At 61.3% G+C, this 15,112-nt stretch carries 21 protein-coding genes and 1 tRNA gene; 17 read left to right on the top strand and 5 right to left on the bottom strand.

What is annotated here, in order from left to right; translation table 11 throughout:
* Window positions 1-163 precede the first annotated feature (163 nt).
* The 3 genes from IAG25_RS10930 to IAG25_RS10920 are packed head-to-tail and all read left to right on the top strand — an operon-like array spanning window position 164 to window position 2,212.
* Window positions 164-346 (top strand): hypothetical protein, encoded by a 183-nt coding sequence (locus IAG25_RS10930; protein WP_035498816.1) that lies wholly within the window; start codon window positions 164-166, stop codon window positions 344-346.
* A 49-nt stretch (window positions 347-395) separates the two neighbouring features.
* Window positions 396-1,106 carry a TetR/AcrR family transcriptional regulator gene (locus IAG25_RS10925; protein ID WP_255503627.1) on the top strand — a complete coding sequence of 237 codons (711 nt, stop codon included), beginning with the start codon at window positions 396-398 and terminating at the stop codon, window positions 1,104-1,106.
* On the top strand, window positions 1,103-2,212 hold the full coding sequence (locus IAG25_RS10920; RefSeq protein ID WP_187604859.1) for an enoyl-CoA hydratase/isomerase family protein: 1,110 nt from the start codon (window positions 1,103-1,105) through the stop codon (window positions 2,210-2,212). The genes IAG25_RS10925 and IAG25_RS10920 overlap by 4 nt, the downstream gene beginning before the upstream one ends.
* 27 nt (window positions 2,213-2,239) lie before the next feature.
* Here IAG25_RS10920 and IAG25_RS10915 read toward each other — a convergent pair whose 3' ends face one another.
* Both IAG25_RS10915 and IAG25_RS10910 read right to left on the bottom strand, forming a co-directional pair.
* On the bottom strand, window positions 2,240-2,665 hold the full coding sequence (locus IAG25_RS10915) for a hypothetical protein (RefSeq protein ID WP_035498813.1): 426 nt from the start codon (window positions 2,663-2,665) through the stop codon (window positions 2,240-2,242).
* 109 nt (window positions 2,666-2,774) lie between these two features.
* Window positions 2,775-3,020, bottom strand: a complete 246-nt coding sequence (locus IAG25_RS10910; protein WP_187604858.1) for a hypothetical protein — start codon at window positions 3,018-3,020, stop codon at window positions 2,775-2,777.
* 347 nt (window positions 3,021-3,367) lie between these two features.
* Between IAG25_RS10910 and IAG25_RS10905 the strand changes: the two genes are divergently transcribed.
* The 10 genes from IAG25_RS10905 (at window position 3,368) to IAG25_RS10860 (ending at window position 10,904) form a co-directional block, all read left to right on the top strand.
* Entirely contained in the window at window positions 3,368-4,753 is a 1,386-nt protein-coding gene (locus IAG25_RS10905) for a tyrosine-type recombinase/integrase (protein ID WP_187604857.1), read from the top strand.
* A 77-nt stretch (window positions 4,754-4,830) separates the two neighbouring features.
* On the top strand, window positions 4,831-5,580 hold the full coding sequence (locus IAG25_RS10900; protein ID WP_187604856.1) for a hypothetical protein: 750 nt from the start codon (window positions 4,831-4,833) through the stop codon (window positions 5,578-5,580).
* Window positions 5,581-5,684: 104 nt separating this feature from the next.
* Entirely contained in the window at window positions 5,685-6,053 is a 369-nt protein-coding gene (locus tag IAG25_RS41415) for a hypothetical protein (RefSeq protein WP_255503626.1), read from the top strand.
* Window positions 6,054-6,420: 367 nt separating this feature from the next.
* On the top strand, window positions 6,421-7,974 hold the full coding sequence (locus IAG25_RS10890) for a phage/plasmid primase, P4 family (RefSeq protein WP_187604855.1): 1,554 nt from the start codon (window positions 6,421-6,423) through the stop codon (window positions 7,972-7,974).
* Between the two features lie 120 nt (window positions 7,975-8,094).
* On the top strand, window positions 8,095-8,514 hold the full coding sequence (locus IAG25_RS10885; RefSeq protein WP_187604854.1) for a putative PDDEXK endonuclease: 420 nt from the start codon (window positions 8,095-8,097) through the stop codon (window positions 8,512-8,514).
* Complete coding sequence (locus tag IAG25_RS10880) at window positions 8,511-8,915, top strand: single-stranded DNA-binding protein (RefSeq protein ID WP_187604853.1); 405 nt, start codon at window positions 8,511-8,513, stop codon at window positions 8,913-8,915. The genes IAG25_RS10885 and IAG25_RS10880 overlap by 4 nt, the downstream gene beginning before the upstream one ends.
* A gap of 176 nt (window positions 8,916-9,091) precedes the next feature.
* Window positions 9,092-9,487 (top strand): hypothetical protein, encoded by a 396-nt coding sequence (locus IAG25_RS10875; RefSeq protein WP_187604852.1) that lies wholly within the window; start codon window positions 9,092-9,094, stop codon window positions 9,485-9,487.
* Window positions 9,488-9,637: 150 nt separating this feature from the next.
* Window positions 9,638-9,979, top strand: coding sequence for a hypothetical protein (locus IAG25_RS10870; protein WP_187604851.1), 342 nt, complete (start codon window positions 9,638-9,640; stop codon window positions 9,977-9,979).
* Between the two features lie 27 nt (window positions 9,980-10,006).
* Window positions 10,007-10,249, top strand: coding sequence for a hypothetical protein (locus IAG25_RS10865; RefSeq protein WP_187604850.1), 243 nt, complete (start codon window positions 10,007-10,009; stop codon window positions 10,247-10,249).
* 97 nt (window positions 10,250-10,346) lie between these two features.
* Window positions 10,347-10,904 carry a hypothetical protein gene (locus IAG25_RS10860; protein ID WP_187604849.1) on the top strand — a complete coding sequence of 186 codons (558 nt, stop codon included), beginning with the start codon at window positions 10,347-10,349 and terminating at the stop codon, window positions 10,902-10,904.
* Window positions 10,905-11,016: 112 nt separating this feature from the next.
* On the opposite strand, the gene IAG25_RS10855 is transcribed toward IAG25_RS10860, so the two are convergent.
* Window positions 11,017-11,235 carry a hypothetical protein gene (locus IAG25_RS10855; protein WP_187604848.1) on the bottom strand — a complete coding sequence of 73 codons (219 nt, stop codon included), beginning with the start codon at window positions 11,233-11,235 and terminating at the stop codon, window positions 11,017-11,019.
* Between the two features lie 266 nt (window positions 11,236-11,501).
* Here IAG25_RS10855 and IAG25_RS10850 point away from each other — a divergent pair, with 266 nt between their 5' ends.
* Together IAG25_RS10850 and IAG25_RS10845 are read left to right on the top strand one after the other, a co-directional pair.
* Complete coding sequence (locus IAG25_RS10850) at window positions 11,502-12,158, top strand: hypothetical protein (protein ID WP_187604847.1); 657 nt, start codon at window positions 11,502-11,504, stop codon at window positions 12,156-12,158.
* A 276-nt stretch (window positions 12,159-12,434) separates the two neighbouring features.
* Complete coding sequence (locus tag IAG25_RS10845) at window positions 12,435-12,839, top strand: hypothetical protein (protein ID WP_187604846.1); 405 nt, start codon at window positions 12,435-12,437, stop codon at window positions 12,837-12,839.
* Between the two features lie 155 nt (window positions 12,840-12,994).
* On the opposite strand, the gene IAG25_RS10840 is transcribed toward IAG25_RS10845, so the two are convergent.
* A tRNA-His gene (locus tag IAG25_RS10840) sits at window positions 12,995-13,070 on the bottom strand.
* Window positions 13,071-13,187: 117 nt separating this feature from the next.
* Window positions 13,188-14,192, bottom strand: a complete 1,005-nt coding sequence (gene dusA, locus IAG25_RS10835; RefSeq protein ID WP_187604845.1) for a tRNA dihydrouridine(20/20a) synthase DusA — start codon at window positions 14,190-14,192, stop codon at window positions 13,188-13,190.
* Between the two features lie 182 nt (window positions 14,193-14,374).
* Between dusA and IAG25_RS10830 the strand changes: the two genes are divergently transcribed.
* Together IAG25_RS10830 and IAG25_RS10825 are read left to right on the top strand one after the other, a co-directional pair.
* Window positions 14,375-14,677 carry a hypothetical protein gene (locus IAG25_RS10830; protein WP_187604844.1) on the top strand — a complete coding sequence of 101 codons (303 nt, stop codon included), beginning with the start codon at window positions 14,375-14,377 and terminating at the stop codon, window positions 14,675-14,677.
* Between the two features lie 34 nt (window positions 14,678-14,711).
* Window positions 14,712-15,104 carry a DUF5594 family protein gene (locus IAG25_RS10825; RefSeq protein ID WP_187604843.1) on the top strand — a complete coding sequence of 131 codons (393 nt, stop codon included), beginning with the start codon at window positions 14,712-14,714 and terminating at the stop codon, window positions 15,102-15,104.
* The last annotated feature ends 8 nt before the right edge of the window (window positions 15,105-15,112 follow it).

The raw sequence follows: 15,112 nt of genomic DNA, 5'->3' as shown, positions 1-15,112 counted from the left end.
CGTCCTTTATCGACGGCGGATGCGTTGCGCCTCCTTCCGCGTGATCGCGCATCGGAGTACCATCCCTCTATTCGCCGCACGCGATGCGATTCGCTCGGCACATTATTTGCTCGAAGGCATGCGCTTCTTGAGCAATCAAATATAAAAATCGCGCGGGGTCGTCATGCTTCAATCCTTTCTTCACTCACTTGTCGAGTCCAATGCGCTATGGCTCATCTGGGCAGCCGTTGGTGTGCTGATTCTTGCGCTGTGCATCGTGTTCGCATCGGTTCTGCTGAGCGACTCGGACGAGCCGCTCTATCGGGCGGCGCCGCGCCGCGACGACGACGCCAAGATCACTATCTGAGCGCGCGCGGGCGCGCCGCGATTTGACTTCGACAGAGGCGGTGCCGACAATGCCTCGCATGGGACCGCAAGAGCGGCGCACCGAGCAAAGACGCGAACAGCGCCAGGCGCTGCGCGAGCGCATACTCGAGGTCTCGCGCGAGATCGTGAAGCGCGAGGGCTTCGCATCGCTCTCGATGAGAAAGCTCGCCGAAGCGATCGATTATTCGCCCGCCGCGCTGTACCTTCATTTCAAGAGCCGTGGCGATATCGCGCGGGCGTTGCGCCGCGAAGGGCACGCGAACCTGCGCGATGCGTTCGTCGCGCACACATCGATCGCGGACCCGGCCGCGCGTTTGAACGCGATGGGCCGCGCGTATGTCGAATTCGGGCTGGCCGAGCCCGAGACGTATCGGCTGATGTTCATGGAGCCCGCGGGTTCCGCCGATGCCCCCGCCGATGCCGATGACAATGGCAACGGCCACGCGGCGGAATCCGGTGCGGCGACGCTTTCGCTGATCGCGGATGCGTTCGTCGAGTTGCGCGCGGCCGACCGGCTGCCGCCGCGCGCCGCGCCGATTGCGTGCGCGGAAGGGCTGTGGGCGAATCTGCATGGCATCGTCGCGCTGAAGCTGAATGGCGCGGCGTTGCCCGAGACACCGGCCGCGACGCTCGTCGAGTTGTCGCTCGACGTGTGGTACGCGCCGGTCAACGGAACTGAACCTCGGGGAACCGAAACTCGATTCAACTCACCGGATCGATCCGACACTTCAACACGATGACCACCGAAGACATCCGTATCGACACCGCCAACGGCATCGGCTTCATTGCACTCGATCGTCCGAAGGCACTCAACGCGCTGACGCCGCCGATGCTGCGCGCGATCAGCGAGGCATTGCGCGCGTGGCGCCACGATCAGGCGATCCGCGCGGTCGTCGTCTATAGCCCGCACGTGCGGGCGTTCTGCGCGGGCGGCGATATCCGCTTTCTGTACGAGTCCGCGCAGGCGGGCGCGCGCGACGCGATCGACGCGTTCTTCACCGACGAATACAAGCTCAATCACGCGATCTTCACGTTTCCGAAGCCGTATATCGCGGTCGTGAACGGCGTCGTGATGGGCGGCGGCATGGGCATCTCGCAGGGCGCGCATCACACGGGCGGACTGCGCATCGTTACGCAATCGACGAAGATGGCGATGCCCGAGACGCGTATCGGCCTGTTTCCCGATGTCGGCGTGAGCTGGTTCCTCGCGCGCGCGCCGGGCGCGATCGGCCGTTATCTCGCGGCGACGGGCGCGAGCCTCGCCGCCGCCGATGCGCTCTACGCCCGCATGGCCGACGCCTATCTCGACGATGGCGCGCTGCCGGGACTCGTCGAATCGCTCAGGCATCAGCGCTTTCTCGATGGCGTGGAAATCGTGCGCTTCGTGCAGAACGAAACGACGAAGTACAAGGTCGCGCCGATCCCCGAGAGAAGCGAGCTCGCTTTGGCGCGCACGATGATCGACAAGCACTTCGCGGCGGGCAACGGCGCGTCGATTCTCGCGTCGCTCGAGCGCGAGGCGGACGCCGGCAACGACTGGGCGAAGCGCACCGCAGCCGACTTGCGCGAGCGCTCGCCGCTTTCCGTCGATGTAGCGCTGCAGCAGGTCGATCGCGCGAAGTTCTCGACCATGGCCGAAACGCTGCGCCGCGACCTGGATCTCACGCGCACGATGTTCGAGCGTGGCGATGTGCTGGAGGGTATTCGGGCGCGCATCGTTGACAAGGACAACGAGCCGCGCTGGAAGATCGCGCGCGCCGAGGATGTGAACGCCGCCGATATCGACCGCATGTTCGAAAGCGCGTGGACGCCCGCGTTGCATCCGCTGCGGCTCTTGAAGGACTGATACCGCGCGGGTGATTTCGACGCCGGATCAGTCCGGTTCGCTGCCCGCCATGAATGCGCGCATGAAGACGAGTGCGCCCCAGCCCCAGATCGCGTTGGCGATGAAGTTCGGCGCGAGGCGCGGCAGCATGTTGCCGCTCGGCCAGATGCCGCGCGCCGGATCGATCACGAACACGCCGACCGCGGTCAGCACGATGCCGCCGAAGACGAGCGCGCCGATCCAGGGCGCGTTGCGCTCGGGCGCGACACGCAGAAGCCACACCATCAGCACGGCGAAAATGGAGCTCCACAGCGCATGCGCGATGAATTCGGGGATGCCGAGCGGAACAAACGGTGCGGTGGAAAAGCCGGCTGGATCGACGAGACCCGCTGCGTGCAGCAGCGCCAGGGTCGATTCGCGGAAAAAGAGCGCGGCGAGAAAACCGGAAACTAACGGCAGTATGACTTTTTGCATTGATTGGACCGCTTGGAGCCGGAGGGCGCGGTTCTCTCCGATTGTCGTGACGAGCGCCATTATAGTTGCGTCGCGCGTGCTTCCAGGCGGGGTACGGGGGCTTCGCGGGTTATTTTGCGATCGCGTCGCTCGCCGGGCTGTGATGCAGCATGCGATCGCTGTTCTGCGGCGGACTCGGACGCTTCACCGGCATGTTGTCGGGGTTGTCGGGGCGCGTGGCGCTCGCGGATGGCGCGCCGCGTGCGCCCGGCGGCTTGACCATCGATGCGTTGTCGTCGGGGCGCGCGGTCTGGGCGTGGGCCGCGAAGGTCGTGATGAACAGAAGGGCGGCTGTCGCGAGGTGATGTCGGGTCATGATCGCTCTCCGCGAAGGGGAGATTTTTGATGTGCATGACGCGTGCCTGAGTCGTGGTCGAGAATGCAAAAAGCCCAGTCGGATGACTGGGCTTTTTGCATGAATTCTCGGTGGGGTGGCTGATGGGACTCGAACCCACGACGACAGGAATCACAATCCTCTAAACTGGCCATAGCGCTGCATGGCGGGCAAAGGGTAAAACACCAATGAAATCATAAAAAACAATAGCTTAATGCGTCTATCCTACTTATACCCAATGGCGTTCGATGGCGTGATATTGCTATAATTTGCTTACATGAATGCTTACACGGACCGATGGGCGGCTATGTAAGCACTCTGGAGCAAACATGGCTAGGGTGAAATTCACGGCGGCGCGGGTCCGAGACTTCGCGTGCGAGGCCGGCAAGCAGCAGTCTTTCTTATGGGATTCGGAAGCGGTCGGGCTAGCGCTGCGTGCGACGGCGAAGGGCGCGCGCGCATACGTGTTTCAGTCGCGGCTAGGCGAGCGCGAAATGCGCGTGACCATTGGCAGCCCGCGAGACTGGGACATTACGCACGTCCGCGAGGAAGCGCGCCGCCTCCAGCGCCTGATTGACGCAGGCAAGGACCCGCGCGAGGAAAAGCGGGCGACGATGGAAGCCGACCGCGCCGCCGCCGAGGCGCGCCGCCATGCAGCGCAGCGCGAGGCTGTAACCCTGCGTGACGCATGGGACGTGTACGTTGCTGAGCGCTGCCCGAAGTGGAGCGAACTGCATTACCGAGACCATGTCACGCTTGCCAGCGCTGGCGGCGAACCGAAAAAACGTGGCAAAGGCATCACGGAACCCGGGCCGCTCGCCGCGCTGCTGAGCCTGCGGCTGGCGGACTTGAGCGCCGACCGCATGGCGGAATGGCTGGCCGTGGAAGCCGAAAAGCGTCCGGCGCGTGCGCGCCTTGCCTTTAACCTGCTGCGCATCTTCGCGGGGTGGTGCGAATCGAAAGCCGATTATCGCGGCCTAGTTGACCCGCAGGCCGTTTCCACGCGGTTATCCAAAGACGCGCTGCCGAAACGAGGGATCAAAACCGACGCCCTGCAACGGGAACAATTGGCTGGATGGTTCGCGGCGCTCCGCCAGCTTGAAAACCCGATGATGGAAGCGTACCTGATTGGTCTGCTGGTAACGGGGGCGCGCCGGGAAGAACTGGCCGGGCTGCGCTGGGACGACGTGGACTTTCGTTGGCGCAGCCTGCATCTGGCAGACAAGGTGGAGACCGAAACCGGACGCAGGATTCCCCTGACGCCTTATTTTGGTTCGCTGCTGCGAGAACTTAAACGCATAAACGAGACGCCCCCCAACGTGCGGCAGATGCGCCGCCTTACCGCGAGAGGCGAAACGTGGAAGCCGTCCGACTGGGTGTTTTCCAGTAAAACCGCCGCTGATGGACGTCTGGTAGCCCCGAATAACGCCCTATATCGCGTGTGTACGACCGCTGGCATTCCGCCCGTAACGTTGCATGGCCTGCGCCGCTCGTTTTCCAGTCTTGCCGAGTGGACGGAGACGCCAACCGGCGTAGTCGCGCAAATCATGGGACACAAGCCGAGCGCGACCGCTGAGCGGCACTACAAGGTCCGTCCGCTCGACCTGCTGCGCGCTTGGGCGGACAAGCTGGAAGCGTGGATTCTGACGGAGGCGAAAATTGAATTTCAGCCAGCAGTCGAGCAAGCGTTGCCGGTCATACATGCCATGAAATAATGCCGGGGGCGGCGACGCGTTGCGATGGGCGCAGCGCGCCGCCTGACCAACACCCTGTCTTGCTAGGAGACGCGGTAATGGCTAACGATGATGATAGCGCGCAGGACGACACGTTAGACGGCGCAGCGGCAGCAGCGCGCGGGAAGTCAACGAGAATCACGGTCCCGCATGGCTGTAAGTACGTGCGCTTGACTGTCGCCATCGAATCGGTAATTGCCGTTTCCGCCGCGAGGGGCGTCTTTCCGCCGACCTACGATTTCTATGCGAAGGACGTAACGGACAATGGTGAACCGATAGGCGAAATCCACATGGACCTGAGCGACGGGGGCGGTTTAGCGCTGCTTCGCGCAAAGTCCAATTTGACAGTCATCTGCCAAAAGCTGGGTATCAGTCCTCGCGACCCCCATAACCCGGTCGTGGATGACTATGAGGGCACGGAGCGACAGAATCTGACCTACAGGATAACGGTCGATGAATGGGCACGCCTCGCTGCGGGATATGACGTACCGTTCGAGGTGGAATCTGCGCAGGGTTCATTGCCAATGATGCAGGCTGAGGACGTGACGGCAGACACACTGCCTGCGGCGACCCCTCACATTTCGAAGGCCGAACGGCAGCAAGCCCGCATACTTGGAGTGCTACGGGGCCATGGCTATGACCCGATGGCGCTGCCGGTAGCGCGAGGCAAGAGCGGCGCAAAACAAGCGGTGTGGGAAGATTGCAAAAAAGATACGGCGCTGTTCACGTCGGAATCGTTCGAAAAAGCGTGGCAGCGGTTACGCAAAGACAGACAAATCAAAGATGCGCCCACGATAGACCGGGAATAGTATTCCGCCAAATTGGCGGATGGCGGAAGCTTGCGGCGGAGCATAGTTGCGGGTGCTTAATCGTTCCTGCGCCATCACTTGCGATGGTGCAGGAGCGACGAACGATGCAGACCTGCGATACTCCCGCCCCCGAAGTTATCGCGCTTGCCGCGACGCTGCGTTCCACGTTGCCCGCCATGCCGGACGGCGTGCCGCGTGCGCTGGTGCAACTGGCTCTGGCCGTGCTGGCCGACGCGGAAGCGCGTACCAGTCGCGCCGCGCCGCCTGAAGCGAATGTTCTACCCATCAAACCTAAGCCGCTCAGCACTGCTGAACTGGCCGCCACGCTGGGCCGCGAGCAAAGTACAATCCGCCGCCGCCTCTGCGATACCGGCAGCTATTTCGGACTGACGCCGACGAAACTACCGTCCGGGCGCTTGCTTTGGCCGGCGGACGCGCTCCAGCAATTGACGGCAGCTGGGGGCGCGAAGTGAAAAAAACGTCCGACCCCCTCGACGGCGAATCAGGCGCACTGCTTCCACTCGCAGCCAATCATACAGTAGTCCTTCCGAGTCCCAGCGCGGAGTTTGCAGGGACCGACAATCCCCGCCATCTTCGCGCGATTGCCGCTCTGCGCGTCCGCTCGCAGCCGCGCGAATCCATCGACCGCGCGGCGGGCTGTGACAACGGCCCAGACCTGATTGCCGAACTGCGCCGCCGCAATCTAGACCTACCCTGTACGCGTGTCGCCTGTATCGACCGCGACGGCTGCGAAGTGTCGCGCGGCGTCTATCACTTAACGAACGCAGACCGCCGCAAGCTGGCGCGTTGGGCGGCGCGTCGTCCGAAGTCGGGGACAGCATGAATAGCGACGCCGATGACCGCCATGAGGACAAGCCTCCGGAGCGGACGACCCCTTCTGCGCTCGAAGCCGATGCCCAGACGCTCGATGAAGTGCGCCAGAAGTTTCACGCGAGAGATCATGAGAAGCGCCCGCGCACCAGCGGCGGACGCATGTTCGCACCACTCAGTGCGATTCCGGCGCATCTGACGTTCGAAGTCCCCGCTACTGCCGAACTGAGCGAAGACGCACTTGCCGTAGTCTTCGCGAACGAATATCAGGGAAAGTTGCTCTTCGACACGTTGCGCGGCAGGTGGTTTTGTTGGGAAGGCACGCACTGGCAGCGTGACGACGGCGCGCGCGTGACGCGCCAAATGATTCGCCGCATGGTACGCCGTATGTGCCGGGGCGAGCCGCGCTGGTTGACGTCGCGCGTAATGGACGCCGTTGAAAAGCTCGCGCGCACCGACGAGCGCCTCTGCCCGCGCGGAACGTTCGACGCAAACCCGCTGCTGCTCGGCACGCGTTCGGGCGTCATTGACCTGCGCGACGGGTCGCTGCGCGCCGCCCGCCCCGAAGACATGATGACGCGCCTGACCGGATACGCGCCGGAATTTGGCGGCGACTGTCCGCGCTGGCTCGAATTTCTCGCGGCATGTATCAACGGCTTCGATCAGCACGGCGAGCCGCGCAGCGCGCCGCCCGATGACGACATGATGCGGTTTTTGCAGCGCATGTGCGGCTACTTCCTGACCGGCTCGACGCGCCACGAATTCGTGTTCCTTCTCTTTGGCGGCGGCGCGAATGGGAAGACGACCTTCCTGCGCGTGCTGCGCGAAATCCTTGGCGACTACTTCGTCTCCGTCCCGGTCGAAACCTTCCTGCAATCGGCGCATGACCAGCATCCAACCGGCATGGCCCATATCGAAGGTGCGCGGCTCGCGGCCTGCGGCGAACTGCCGGACAACCGCGCGTGGAACTCGGAGCGCGTCAAGAATATTTCGTCGGGCGAAAAGATTGCAGCACGACACATGAGACAGGACTGGTATGACTTCGTGCCGATATGCAAGCTGCTGTTCGTCGGCAACCATCGCCCGCGTCTGCGGCAGGTTGACGAGGCCGAAAGGCGGCGCTTTCGTATCGTTCCCTTCGTCCACAAGGTCCCTGAGAACAGGCGCGATTCAATGCTTGAAGACGCATTGCGCGACGAATCTCCCGCCATTCTCGCTTGGATGCTCGACGGTGCGAAGGCTGTCATTGCCGGAGGTTTTGGTCCAATGCCCGCCGCCGTCACGAAAGCGACCGACGACTATTTCGCGGAGAACGACACGTTCGCCCTGTGGGCGAGCGAACAGCTGCTGCTGCACAAGGACTATTCGGTGCCTTCTGACGTCGCTTACGCGAATTACACGCGCTGGTTTGAAGGGGGCGGCTACGAGGGGCGTCCGGTATCGCGCCGCGAATTCAAGACGCGCATGGAAGAGATGGGCGCGATACACGACCGCGATAGGCGAGGCCGCCTGTATCGCGGCGCGATGCTCGACACGTCCGGCGATTTATCTGGCGAGACATGAATTCGTGTCGCTTGTGTCGCTAGTTTCCATTTATCGGCCTACACGCGCGCGCAAGAGAGTTAACCGGAACTAAGCAGCACAGCGACACAAGCGACACACTCAACAAGGAAGCGGGTGCATATGGGCGCGATGCAGCGGCGAAAAGGCGGCGACGGCGAGCGCGAGATTGCCGCGCTGGTGCGCGACCTGACCGGCTGGGACGTGCGGCGGCGCGTGCGTCAGTACGAAGGTGACAGCGACATTGAAGGCATTCCTGGCTGGTGCGTCGAAGTAAAGCGCCATGCGCGGGCGACGCGCGCGGACCTGCGCTGCTGGTGGAATCAGACCGCGCGGCAGGCGGCGTCCTGCGGACTGCGGCCTGTGCTGTTTTATCGACTCGACCGGGACTGCTGGCGCGCGCTCTGGCCGGTCGCAGTGCTGGCGGACACGCCTGTCTCTGCCGGCTGGCTCGATTACGACATGACCTGCGAGGGCAGCGTATCCGCATGGGCCGCCGTCGCTCGCGAACGCGAATCCGCAACGTTGGAGGCGACGCTATGATTGACGGACTGGTCCTAGGCAGGCTGCACGCGAAGCCGGTCGCGCGCACCAGCCGCAACGGCAATGCGTTCGTTAGTGTCGCGGTGCTGGTGGAGCTGGCCGATGGTGCGACACTTTACGTGTCGGGCTGCGCGTTCGACGGACCGGTGCGACATGCCCTGCTCGCGCTCCACAAGGGCGATTCGGTCGCGCTGGCGGGGGCGCTGGCAATCGGCGTCTATCAGCCCGACGACGGCGCGCCGCCGCGTCCGAGTATCAGCGTAACGATACAGGCGGTCCTATCGCCCTACGACGTGCAGCGCCGGCGCAAAGCGACCCGCGCCGCCCGCAGGACTGAACCCACCGAGCGCCCGAGCGCGAGCGCGCGTGAAGCGTTTGAGGACGACGACCTTGCGTTCTGAGACCGACAAGGCCGCCGAGCGTCGCGAACTGAGGCGCGCTGCTCTATTCGAACGTGTCGCCGGATGCGACCGGGAACTGCGTTGCTGGCTCGACGCTTGCCGGCGTTGCAACGAAACGCGCGGTCAAACCCTCATCCGCTTGCTTGAAGAGACCGCGCCGCGCAGGAGGAAGACCGATGGGGACAAGTAAGTCGTTCGACGTAACGAAATTGGCCGCGCATCGCGCGCGTCTGCTGGCGCAGGGCTACCGGCGCTGTAGCGCTTTCCTTTCCCCGCAGTTGCAGAAACTGATTGCGCGTCATCGGCGGCGCGGGGAGAGCGTCGGTGCGCTACTTGACCGGCTGCTGCTGTCCGAGACCGCTATGCGACCGCGCTTTTCGACTGCCGATAACGTAACGGACGCGAAAATGATTCGCCGCACGCAAAACCAGATTCGGCATAGCTCGCGGCCTAGTAATGCCGGGCCGCGACTTCTCTCGGTCGAAATTCGTGAATCGGACGGCAGCGGCGTGCTCATCACGGCGCATGACGCGGTTCGCTTCGAAAAGGCATGCGGGCCAGCGCAAAGCTGAACAGCTTGGGTCGCGCGCGCGAGTGCACACGTATCTGGCGGAGCGCCTAGAGTAGGCGCTCAATATGCGGCGTCATGCCACGCCTCCGACATTTCGTTGCGTTCTATGTTTAAAAGCGCAATGACGCAATCCGAGATTGGGTGATTTTTGATGAAACAACGTACTTTTAAGCGTTTGGCTGCATGCGCCTTCCTGCTCTTGTCATGTAACGTCGCATTCGCACAGGTGGGAAGTACGGCCTACGGAAACCAAAGGCATTACAACAATGGTGTTACGGCGCAACAGTATGGAAACCAGACCTATTACAGCAATGGCGTGACTGCTCAAACCTACGGTAACCAGACCTCCTATAGCAATGGGATAAATGCGCAGACATATGGCAATCAAACGTACTATTCAAATGGCGTCACGGCGCAGACCTATGGCAATCAAACGCATTATTCGAACGGTGTGATATGTACGCGGTTTGGCAACACAGAAACTTGCAACTGAGTTACTTTTTCAACGCGGGAGTGCTCCATGCATTTTGTTATATTGGCCGTGGCCATCGGCGTGCTCTGGCTGTTCTACAGGGAAAAACCACGCGCGACGGCGCTGGTTGTGCTTGTCGCAGTAGGCGTTTTCTGCGGCTTCTGGCTTGGCATGTTTGCTCAAGTGTTGATAGCTCCCGACATCAACAAGGCATGGCCTCTTTGGGTCGGCATGCTTGGCTGCGGGGCACTGTTGCCGGGGCTGTACTATCGCGCGACGCAAAAACAATAATGACGCACGCGGGACGGGTCAACGCCGATGGTATCGCGATGCATTTCGACCGGTAAGCCCGCAAAAGTGTCATCTTTAATTCCGATAAGGACGTATTATGAAACCTGCTACGCGCGTGACTGCGCCTGTGGAACTGTTGTACCTCGCGCTGCTGCGCAAATGGGTGAAGACCGCCCCGCCGGATGGTAAATACGGATTTCGGGATGGGGAAAAGTGCTGTAATTCCCAGACTGCCCGCCTCGCGCGTGTCCTCAACATCATTGCAGCAGGTAATCACGATGACTTCTTTAACGCGCTTGCGCGGTATACCCGAAAGCCGCGAGGGGACGGGTCGCTGGTCACGCGCGACAAAGGCGCATTGCAGGACCCGTATCCACTCATTAATGGATGGTATGTGGAACAGTGCCTGAATCTGCCGCAGAAACTAGCGATTGTCGATTACCTAACAAGACTGGGATTGTCTTCGCCCTTCGCCAACGCTGCTCGCGAATTCGTCGCGGCCCAACCGTTCGACCAATTCGAACCAGACGAACGCGACGCGCCGACTATCTGGGCGAATGTGCGCGCCTGCGAGGAGCGCGAACAGGCAGAGCCGTTCCCGCCCGATATTGAACGGGAGGTACAACGCATGTTCCGCGATTTAACCCTAGAATGACGCGACGGTAGCTCGCGCCCGCAAGGTCGGCGCAGCGCAGCGAAACGACTGTAGTCTAGCTGCGTGACTCGCGCACGCGCGTGAGAACGTATTGCGGCAAAACAGAGTGCGATTAAGTCTGGTCCGGCAAGCGCTCGATGCGTATGTTGCGAATCCGCGCCCCTTTTGGCGACTGCGAAAGATGCTCGCCGATGGCAAAACGGCGGTCTGGGTGACGCTCGACCGCCAGTACCACGGAGCGCTCGGCGTCCTCCACTGCAACGTCGGGAGTTGCGAAAAGCGCGGCTCCGACCGGCAGACCGCGAAGTTGCATTGTCAAATTGGGCGACACCGGCGCCTCCGTTCGAATTGTTGACCGCGAGTGCGGGGCATCCCGCGTTCCCGCCGGCGCACTCATTTGTCCGTGGATGAAGCGAAGAAAGTCCGCCATCTGTTCGGGAAACGTATCCGTGCGCCTTTTCCATGCTCTGTGCTGAAAATGTGCCACGTCTCGCGGATTCGAGTAGGTCCTCAACCCGCGACAAGCCACCGCACGTAAAACGGTCGTTTCTTTCTACACTGATTTCAGTGTTATGACAGTTCGACCAAGGAGGCGTTATGAACGCGAAAGTTTCCAAAATTCTCATGGCAGGCATAGCAGGACTGCTCGCTCTCGGTTTGATAGCCCAACACAGGCCTGCGTCTGGTCCAAAAGAAGCGGCCCCCTCCGCGCCCGAAATCGCCGCTGTGGTAGACGCGAGCGCCACAGAGCCAGCGGCGGTTCCCCCACCATCGAGGGAATACATTCTGGCGGAGGATTCCGGACTGCTTGAACGCGCCGCCAAGCATCTCACTGAGAGCAAAGAGAAGTTGAAGAAATATTACGGCAGCGTGGACGACCTTAACCGCATGAACTCCGAATTGACCGACGTGCGCGCAGTGATATTGCGGCACACGGACGGCGACAAGCAGGAACAGGACGTCGCGCGGAGAGCAAAGGGGCTGGAGCCACAGATGGCGCAACAGGTGCGAGCGCTGTATGCGTCTTCGCTCGAAGAGATATTTATTAAAAACGGCTTCGATATTAAGGTGAAGGCGACAGGGACAGAACTTCGATTAACCTACGCACTCATGTCGAAGCCACTCGTTTACAAGTTTGCCAATGAGTGGAAGCTTGCCGACAAGGCTGCTGACTATGGATTTACGCGATTGGTCTACACGAATGGTTTCAGCAGTTCTCTTGGTGAGACGTGGACCGAACACGTACCGGGCTAGAAATCTGAACATCGGCGAAAACCCACGGCCTGCCTAGAGCCGCACGCGAATTGATCTATGCTTTGACCTGTGTACCTTGCATTCGTCGGGAAGACTGTTTGAATTTTAGAAACCGACGTTAAGAGTGTTGCACTTGCGTACATCGCCGAACTGCCGGTAGTTCGATGGCTCCAGTCTGCGCAAAATGCCTTTAGCGACGGTAAGCCCATTTGCTTAGTAACCACGCTTCGTACATACTCAAAAGCCGTCTGCGACGCACGGTACTCAAAACGAAAAATGAATCGCTCTCTCTTTTACGCGCTACTGTTGAGCTTGGCGTTGATTCCAATTGGCGTCGCAGCCCAAGCGACCAACCAACAAAGCGTCATGACTGGCGTTCCGGCCGACGCCCGCTTTGAGATTGTTCAATCCGAGTTGGCAGTTAGATGGACGTTCAAGCTCGATAAGTTTGCCGGGGTCGTTTTTCAATTAGTCGCGACAAAAGACGGAGGAGTGGCTTGGGAGGAAGTGCCGAGATTGAGGGGCCGAACACCGGACCCTGCGACACCAAACAGAGTCAACTATCAGATTTTTCTTTCTGGCATGGTCGCGCGGAACATGCTTTTGCTAAATGTGAATTCGGGCGCGACTTGGCAACTCCAGAGTGGAAACGATGGAATCTCCTGGGTTCCCTTTGAATAAGCTGGGAGACCTTGGTACGTCAGGCGCGAATGCGCGCCAGATGGCCTATGCACCGCGCGGACCCCGCAGTGCGAAAATGCTTACACCAGTGCTTACACGGATTTCAGAAAGCAAAAAGCCCAGTTCGATTGACTGGGCTAAGTGCTTGATTTTACTGGGGTGGCTGATGGGACTCGAACCCACGACGACAGGAATCACAATCCTGGACTCTACCAACTGAGCTACAGCCACCACTGTTACCGCGATCCCGACTGCTTCAGAACTGCCGTAGCAATCAAGAAGCGAGATTATACGAACATTGATTGCACTTGCCTAGTCCCTTCGAGCATCTTTTTCCGAAGTGCGCCGTCAGGACTCGATAGCTTCCACGGCCTCGCGAAGATGCGCACGCGCCTCGTCGAAAATCGTCAGATCGCCTTTCGCGAGCCGCCGATTGTCGGAGAGCACGCGACGCCATCCGCGCGCGCCCGCGACGCCGCGATACAGGCCCAGCGCATGCCGTGTCATGGCGCCGAGATACGTGCCGCGCGCAAGTTCGTGGCGCGCGTAGTCGATGAATCCCGCTTCGATGTCCTCGCGCGACGGACCCGGCGTAGCGGCGCCATAGAAGCGCGTGTCGACGCCCGCGAGCACGTACGGATTGTGATAAGCCTCGCGGCCGAGCATCACGCCATCGACATGCTTCAGATGTTCCTCGACTTCGTCCAGCGTCTTGATGCCGCCGTTGATCGAAATCTCCAGATGCGGGAAGTCGCGCTTCAACCGGTACGCGTACTCGTACTTGAGCGGCGGAATCTCGCGGTTTTCCTTGGGACTCAGGCCTTTCAAGATCGCGTTCCGCGCGTGCACGATGAACACCTCGCAGCCCGCGTCGGCGATCGTGCCGACGAAATCGCGCACGAACTCGTACTCCTCGACCGTATCAACGCCGATGCGATGCTTGACCGTCACCGGAACCGACACGGCATCGCGCATCGCCTTCACGCAATCCGCGACGAGCTGCGGCTCGTTCATGAGGCACGCGCCGAATGCGCCGCGCTGCACGCGCTCGGACGGGCATCCGCAATTCAGGTTGATCTCGTCGTAGCCCCATTGTTCGCCGAGCTTCGCGCTCTTCGCGAGATCGGCCGGCTCGCTGCCGCCGAGTTGCAACGCGACGGGCGCCTCGGCGGGCGTGAACGCGAGATGCCGCGCGACGTCGCCGTAGAGCAGCGCGCCCGTGGTCACCATCTCCGTGTAAAGCCACGCATGACGCGACACGAGCCGGTGCAGGGACCGGCAATGTCGGTCGGTCCAGTCCATCATCGGTGCAACGGAAACGCGGCGGGGGCTGATCTTCGATACGGCTGACATGGGCGACGACGGCCGCGCTTTCGTGCGAACCGCCTGAATCTCAAGGGGAATCCGCGATTTTACCGCAGCGCGGCGGATCGGTCGTCCGGTCCGATCGTGCCGGGTGGCGCAAACGTTCACCCGCTTCGCCTCACCATGCTAGGATTTCCAAACCACCCCCAACGACGACATCGGAGACAGACATGACGACTTTGGCGATCGACGGTGTGCGCTGGGTCAACGATCGCGTGACCAACGTGCGCTGGGGCAGTTTCGATCCGGCCACGAACGACTGGACCGCGCCCACCACCATCGTGGACGTCCAGCAGGTCGTGGACGCCCTCAAAAACGGCAAGGAAGTCCGCACGCTCTTCACGCTCGGCGGGCGTGTCTTTCTAGGTCCGAAAGTCAGCGCGCTGCCGTATACGAACGGTCATATCGGCATCGAGGCGCGCGTGCAGGACGGGCAGATCGAGAAATCGCTCGAAGATCTGCCGCCCGTCTGAAGACATCGCAAAGGCGCACTCTCGGAGACGAGCGTTGAATCGGGAACACGCGCTGCAGTTCGAAACCGAGTTCATGCCGCGCATCGTCGAACGTGTGATGCGTGTCCTCGGGCGCGGCGTGCGCGTCGAGATACTTCCCTACGAGCGCGCAGCCGTGCCGACGCGTTTGCATGTCAACGCCGATGCGCATCGAGCGGGCGATGAACATCGGCACGTCTATCCGTATCCGCTGAATGTATTTCTGACCTGGGACGACGAAGAAATCGAACGTCTGTTGGGCGACGGCGGCGAGGCCCGATTCCTGCGATATCTCGACGCGATGGCCGCCAAGCTCGACGCCTGGCAGGGCGCACGCGACGTCGATCTCGCAACGCGTTCCCAGGCGGAGCCGTCGGTGCTCTTTGGCGGTCTCGATTTCGAAGCCTGATCACGGCG

The organism is Caballeronia sp. EK, from assembly GCF_014384845.1.
Lineage (GTDB): Bacteria > Pseudomonadota > Gammaproteobacteria > Burkholderiales > Burkholderiaceae > Caballeronia > Caballeronia jiangsuensis.
The sequence above is the reverse complement of the archived record's forward strand: the minus strand, read 5'-3'. Positions and strand labels throughout refer to the sequence as shown.

Excerpts from the sequence above, each read along its gene's own strand:
- IAG25_RS41415 (WP_255503626.1), top strand. The coding sequence starts at position 5,685 with ATGCAGACCTGCGATACTCCCGCCCCCGAAGTTATCGCGCTTGCCGCG.
- IAG25_RS10880 (WP_187604853.1), top strand. The coding sequence starts at position 8,511 with ATGATTGACGGACTGGTCCTAGGCAGGCTGCACGCGAAGCCGGTCGCG.
- dusA (WP_187604845.1), bottom strand. The coding sequence starts at position 14,192 with ATGTCAGCCGTATCGAAGATCAGCCCCCGCCGCGTTTCCGTTGCACCG.
- IAG25_RS10860 (WP_187604849.1), top strand. The coding sequence starts at position 10,347 with ATGAAACCTGCTACGCGCGTGACTGCGCCTGTGGAACTGTTGTACCTC.
- IAG25_RS10870 (WP_187604851.1), top strand. The coding sequence starts at position 9,638 with ATGAAACAACGTACTTTTAAGCGTTTGGCTGCATGCGCCTTCCTGCTC.
- IAG25_RS10930 (WP_035498816.1), top strand. The coding sequence starts at position 164 with ATGCTTCAATCCTTTCTTCACTCACTTGTCGAGTCCAATGCGCTATGG.
- IAG25_RS10905 (WP_187604857.1), top strand. The coding sequence starts at position 3,368 with ATGGCTAGGGTGAAATTCACGGCGGCGCGGGTCCGAGACTTCGCGTGC.
- IAG25_RS10900 (WP_187604856.1), top strand. The coding sequence starts at position 4,831 with ATGGCTAACGATGATGATAGCGCGCAGGACGACACGTTAGACGGCGCA.
- IAG25_RS10845 (WP_187604846.1), top strand. The coding sequence starts at position 12,435 with ATGAATCGCTCTCTCTTTTACGCGCTACTGTTGAGCTTGGCGTTGATT.
- IAG25_RS10925 (WP_255503627.1), top strand. The coding sequence starts at position 396 with ATGCCTCGCATGGGACCGCAAGAGCGGCGCACCGAGCAAAGACGCGAA.
- IAG25_RS10875 (WP_187604852.1), top strand. The coding sequence starts at position 9,092 with ATGGGGACAAGTAAGTCGTTCGACGTAACGAAATTGGCCGCGCATCGC.
- IAG25_RS10920 (WP_187604859.1), top strand. The coding sequence starts at position 1,103 with ATGACCACCGAAGACATCCGTATCGACACCGCCAACGGCATCGGCTTC.
- IAG25_RS10885 (WP_187604854.1), top strand. The coding sequence starts at position 8,095 with ATGGGCGCGATGCAGCGGCGAAAAGGCGGCGACGGCGAGCGCGAGATT.
- IAG25_RS10915 (WP_035498813.1), bottom strand. The coding sequence starts at position 2,665 with ATGCAAAAAGTCATACTGCCGTTAGTTTCCGGTTTTCTCGCCGCGCTC.
- IAG25_RS10865 (WP_187604850.1), top strand. The coding sequence starts at position 10,007 with ATGCATTTTGTTATATTGGCCGTGGCCATCGGCGTGCTCTGGCTGTTC.
- IAG25_RS10830 (WP_187604844.1), top strand. The coding sequence starts at position 14,375 with ATGACGACTTTGGCGATCGACGGTGTGCGCTGGGTCAACGATCGCGTG.
- IAG25_RS10890 (WP_187604855.1), top strand. The coding sequence starts at position 6,421 with ATGAATAGCGACGCCGATGACCGCCATGAGGACAAGCCTCCGGAGCGG.
- IAG25_RS10850 (WP_187604847.1), top strand. The coding sequence starts at position 11,502 with ATGAACGCGAAAGTTTCCAAAATTCTCATGGCAGGCATAGCAGGACTG.
- IAG25_RS10910 (WP_187604858.1), bottom strand. The coding sequence starts at position 3,020 with ATGACCCGACATCACCTCGCGACAGCCGCCCTTCTGTTCATCACGACC.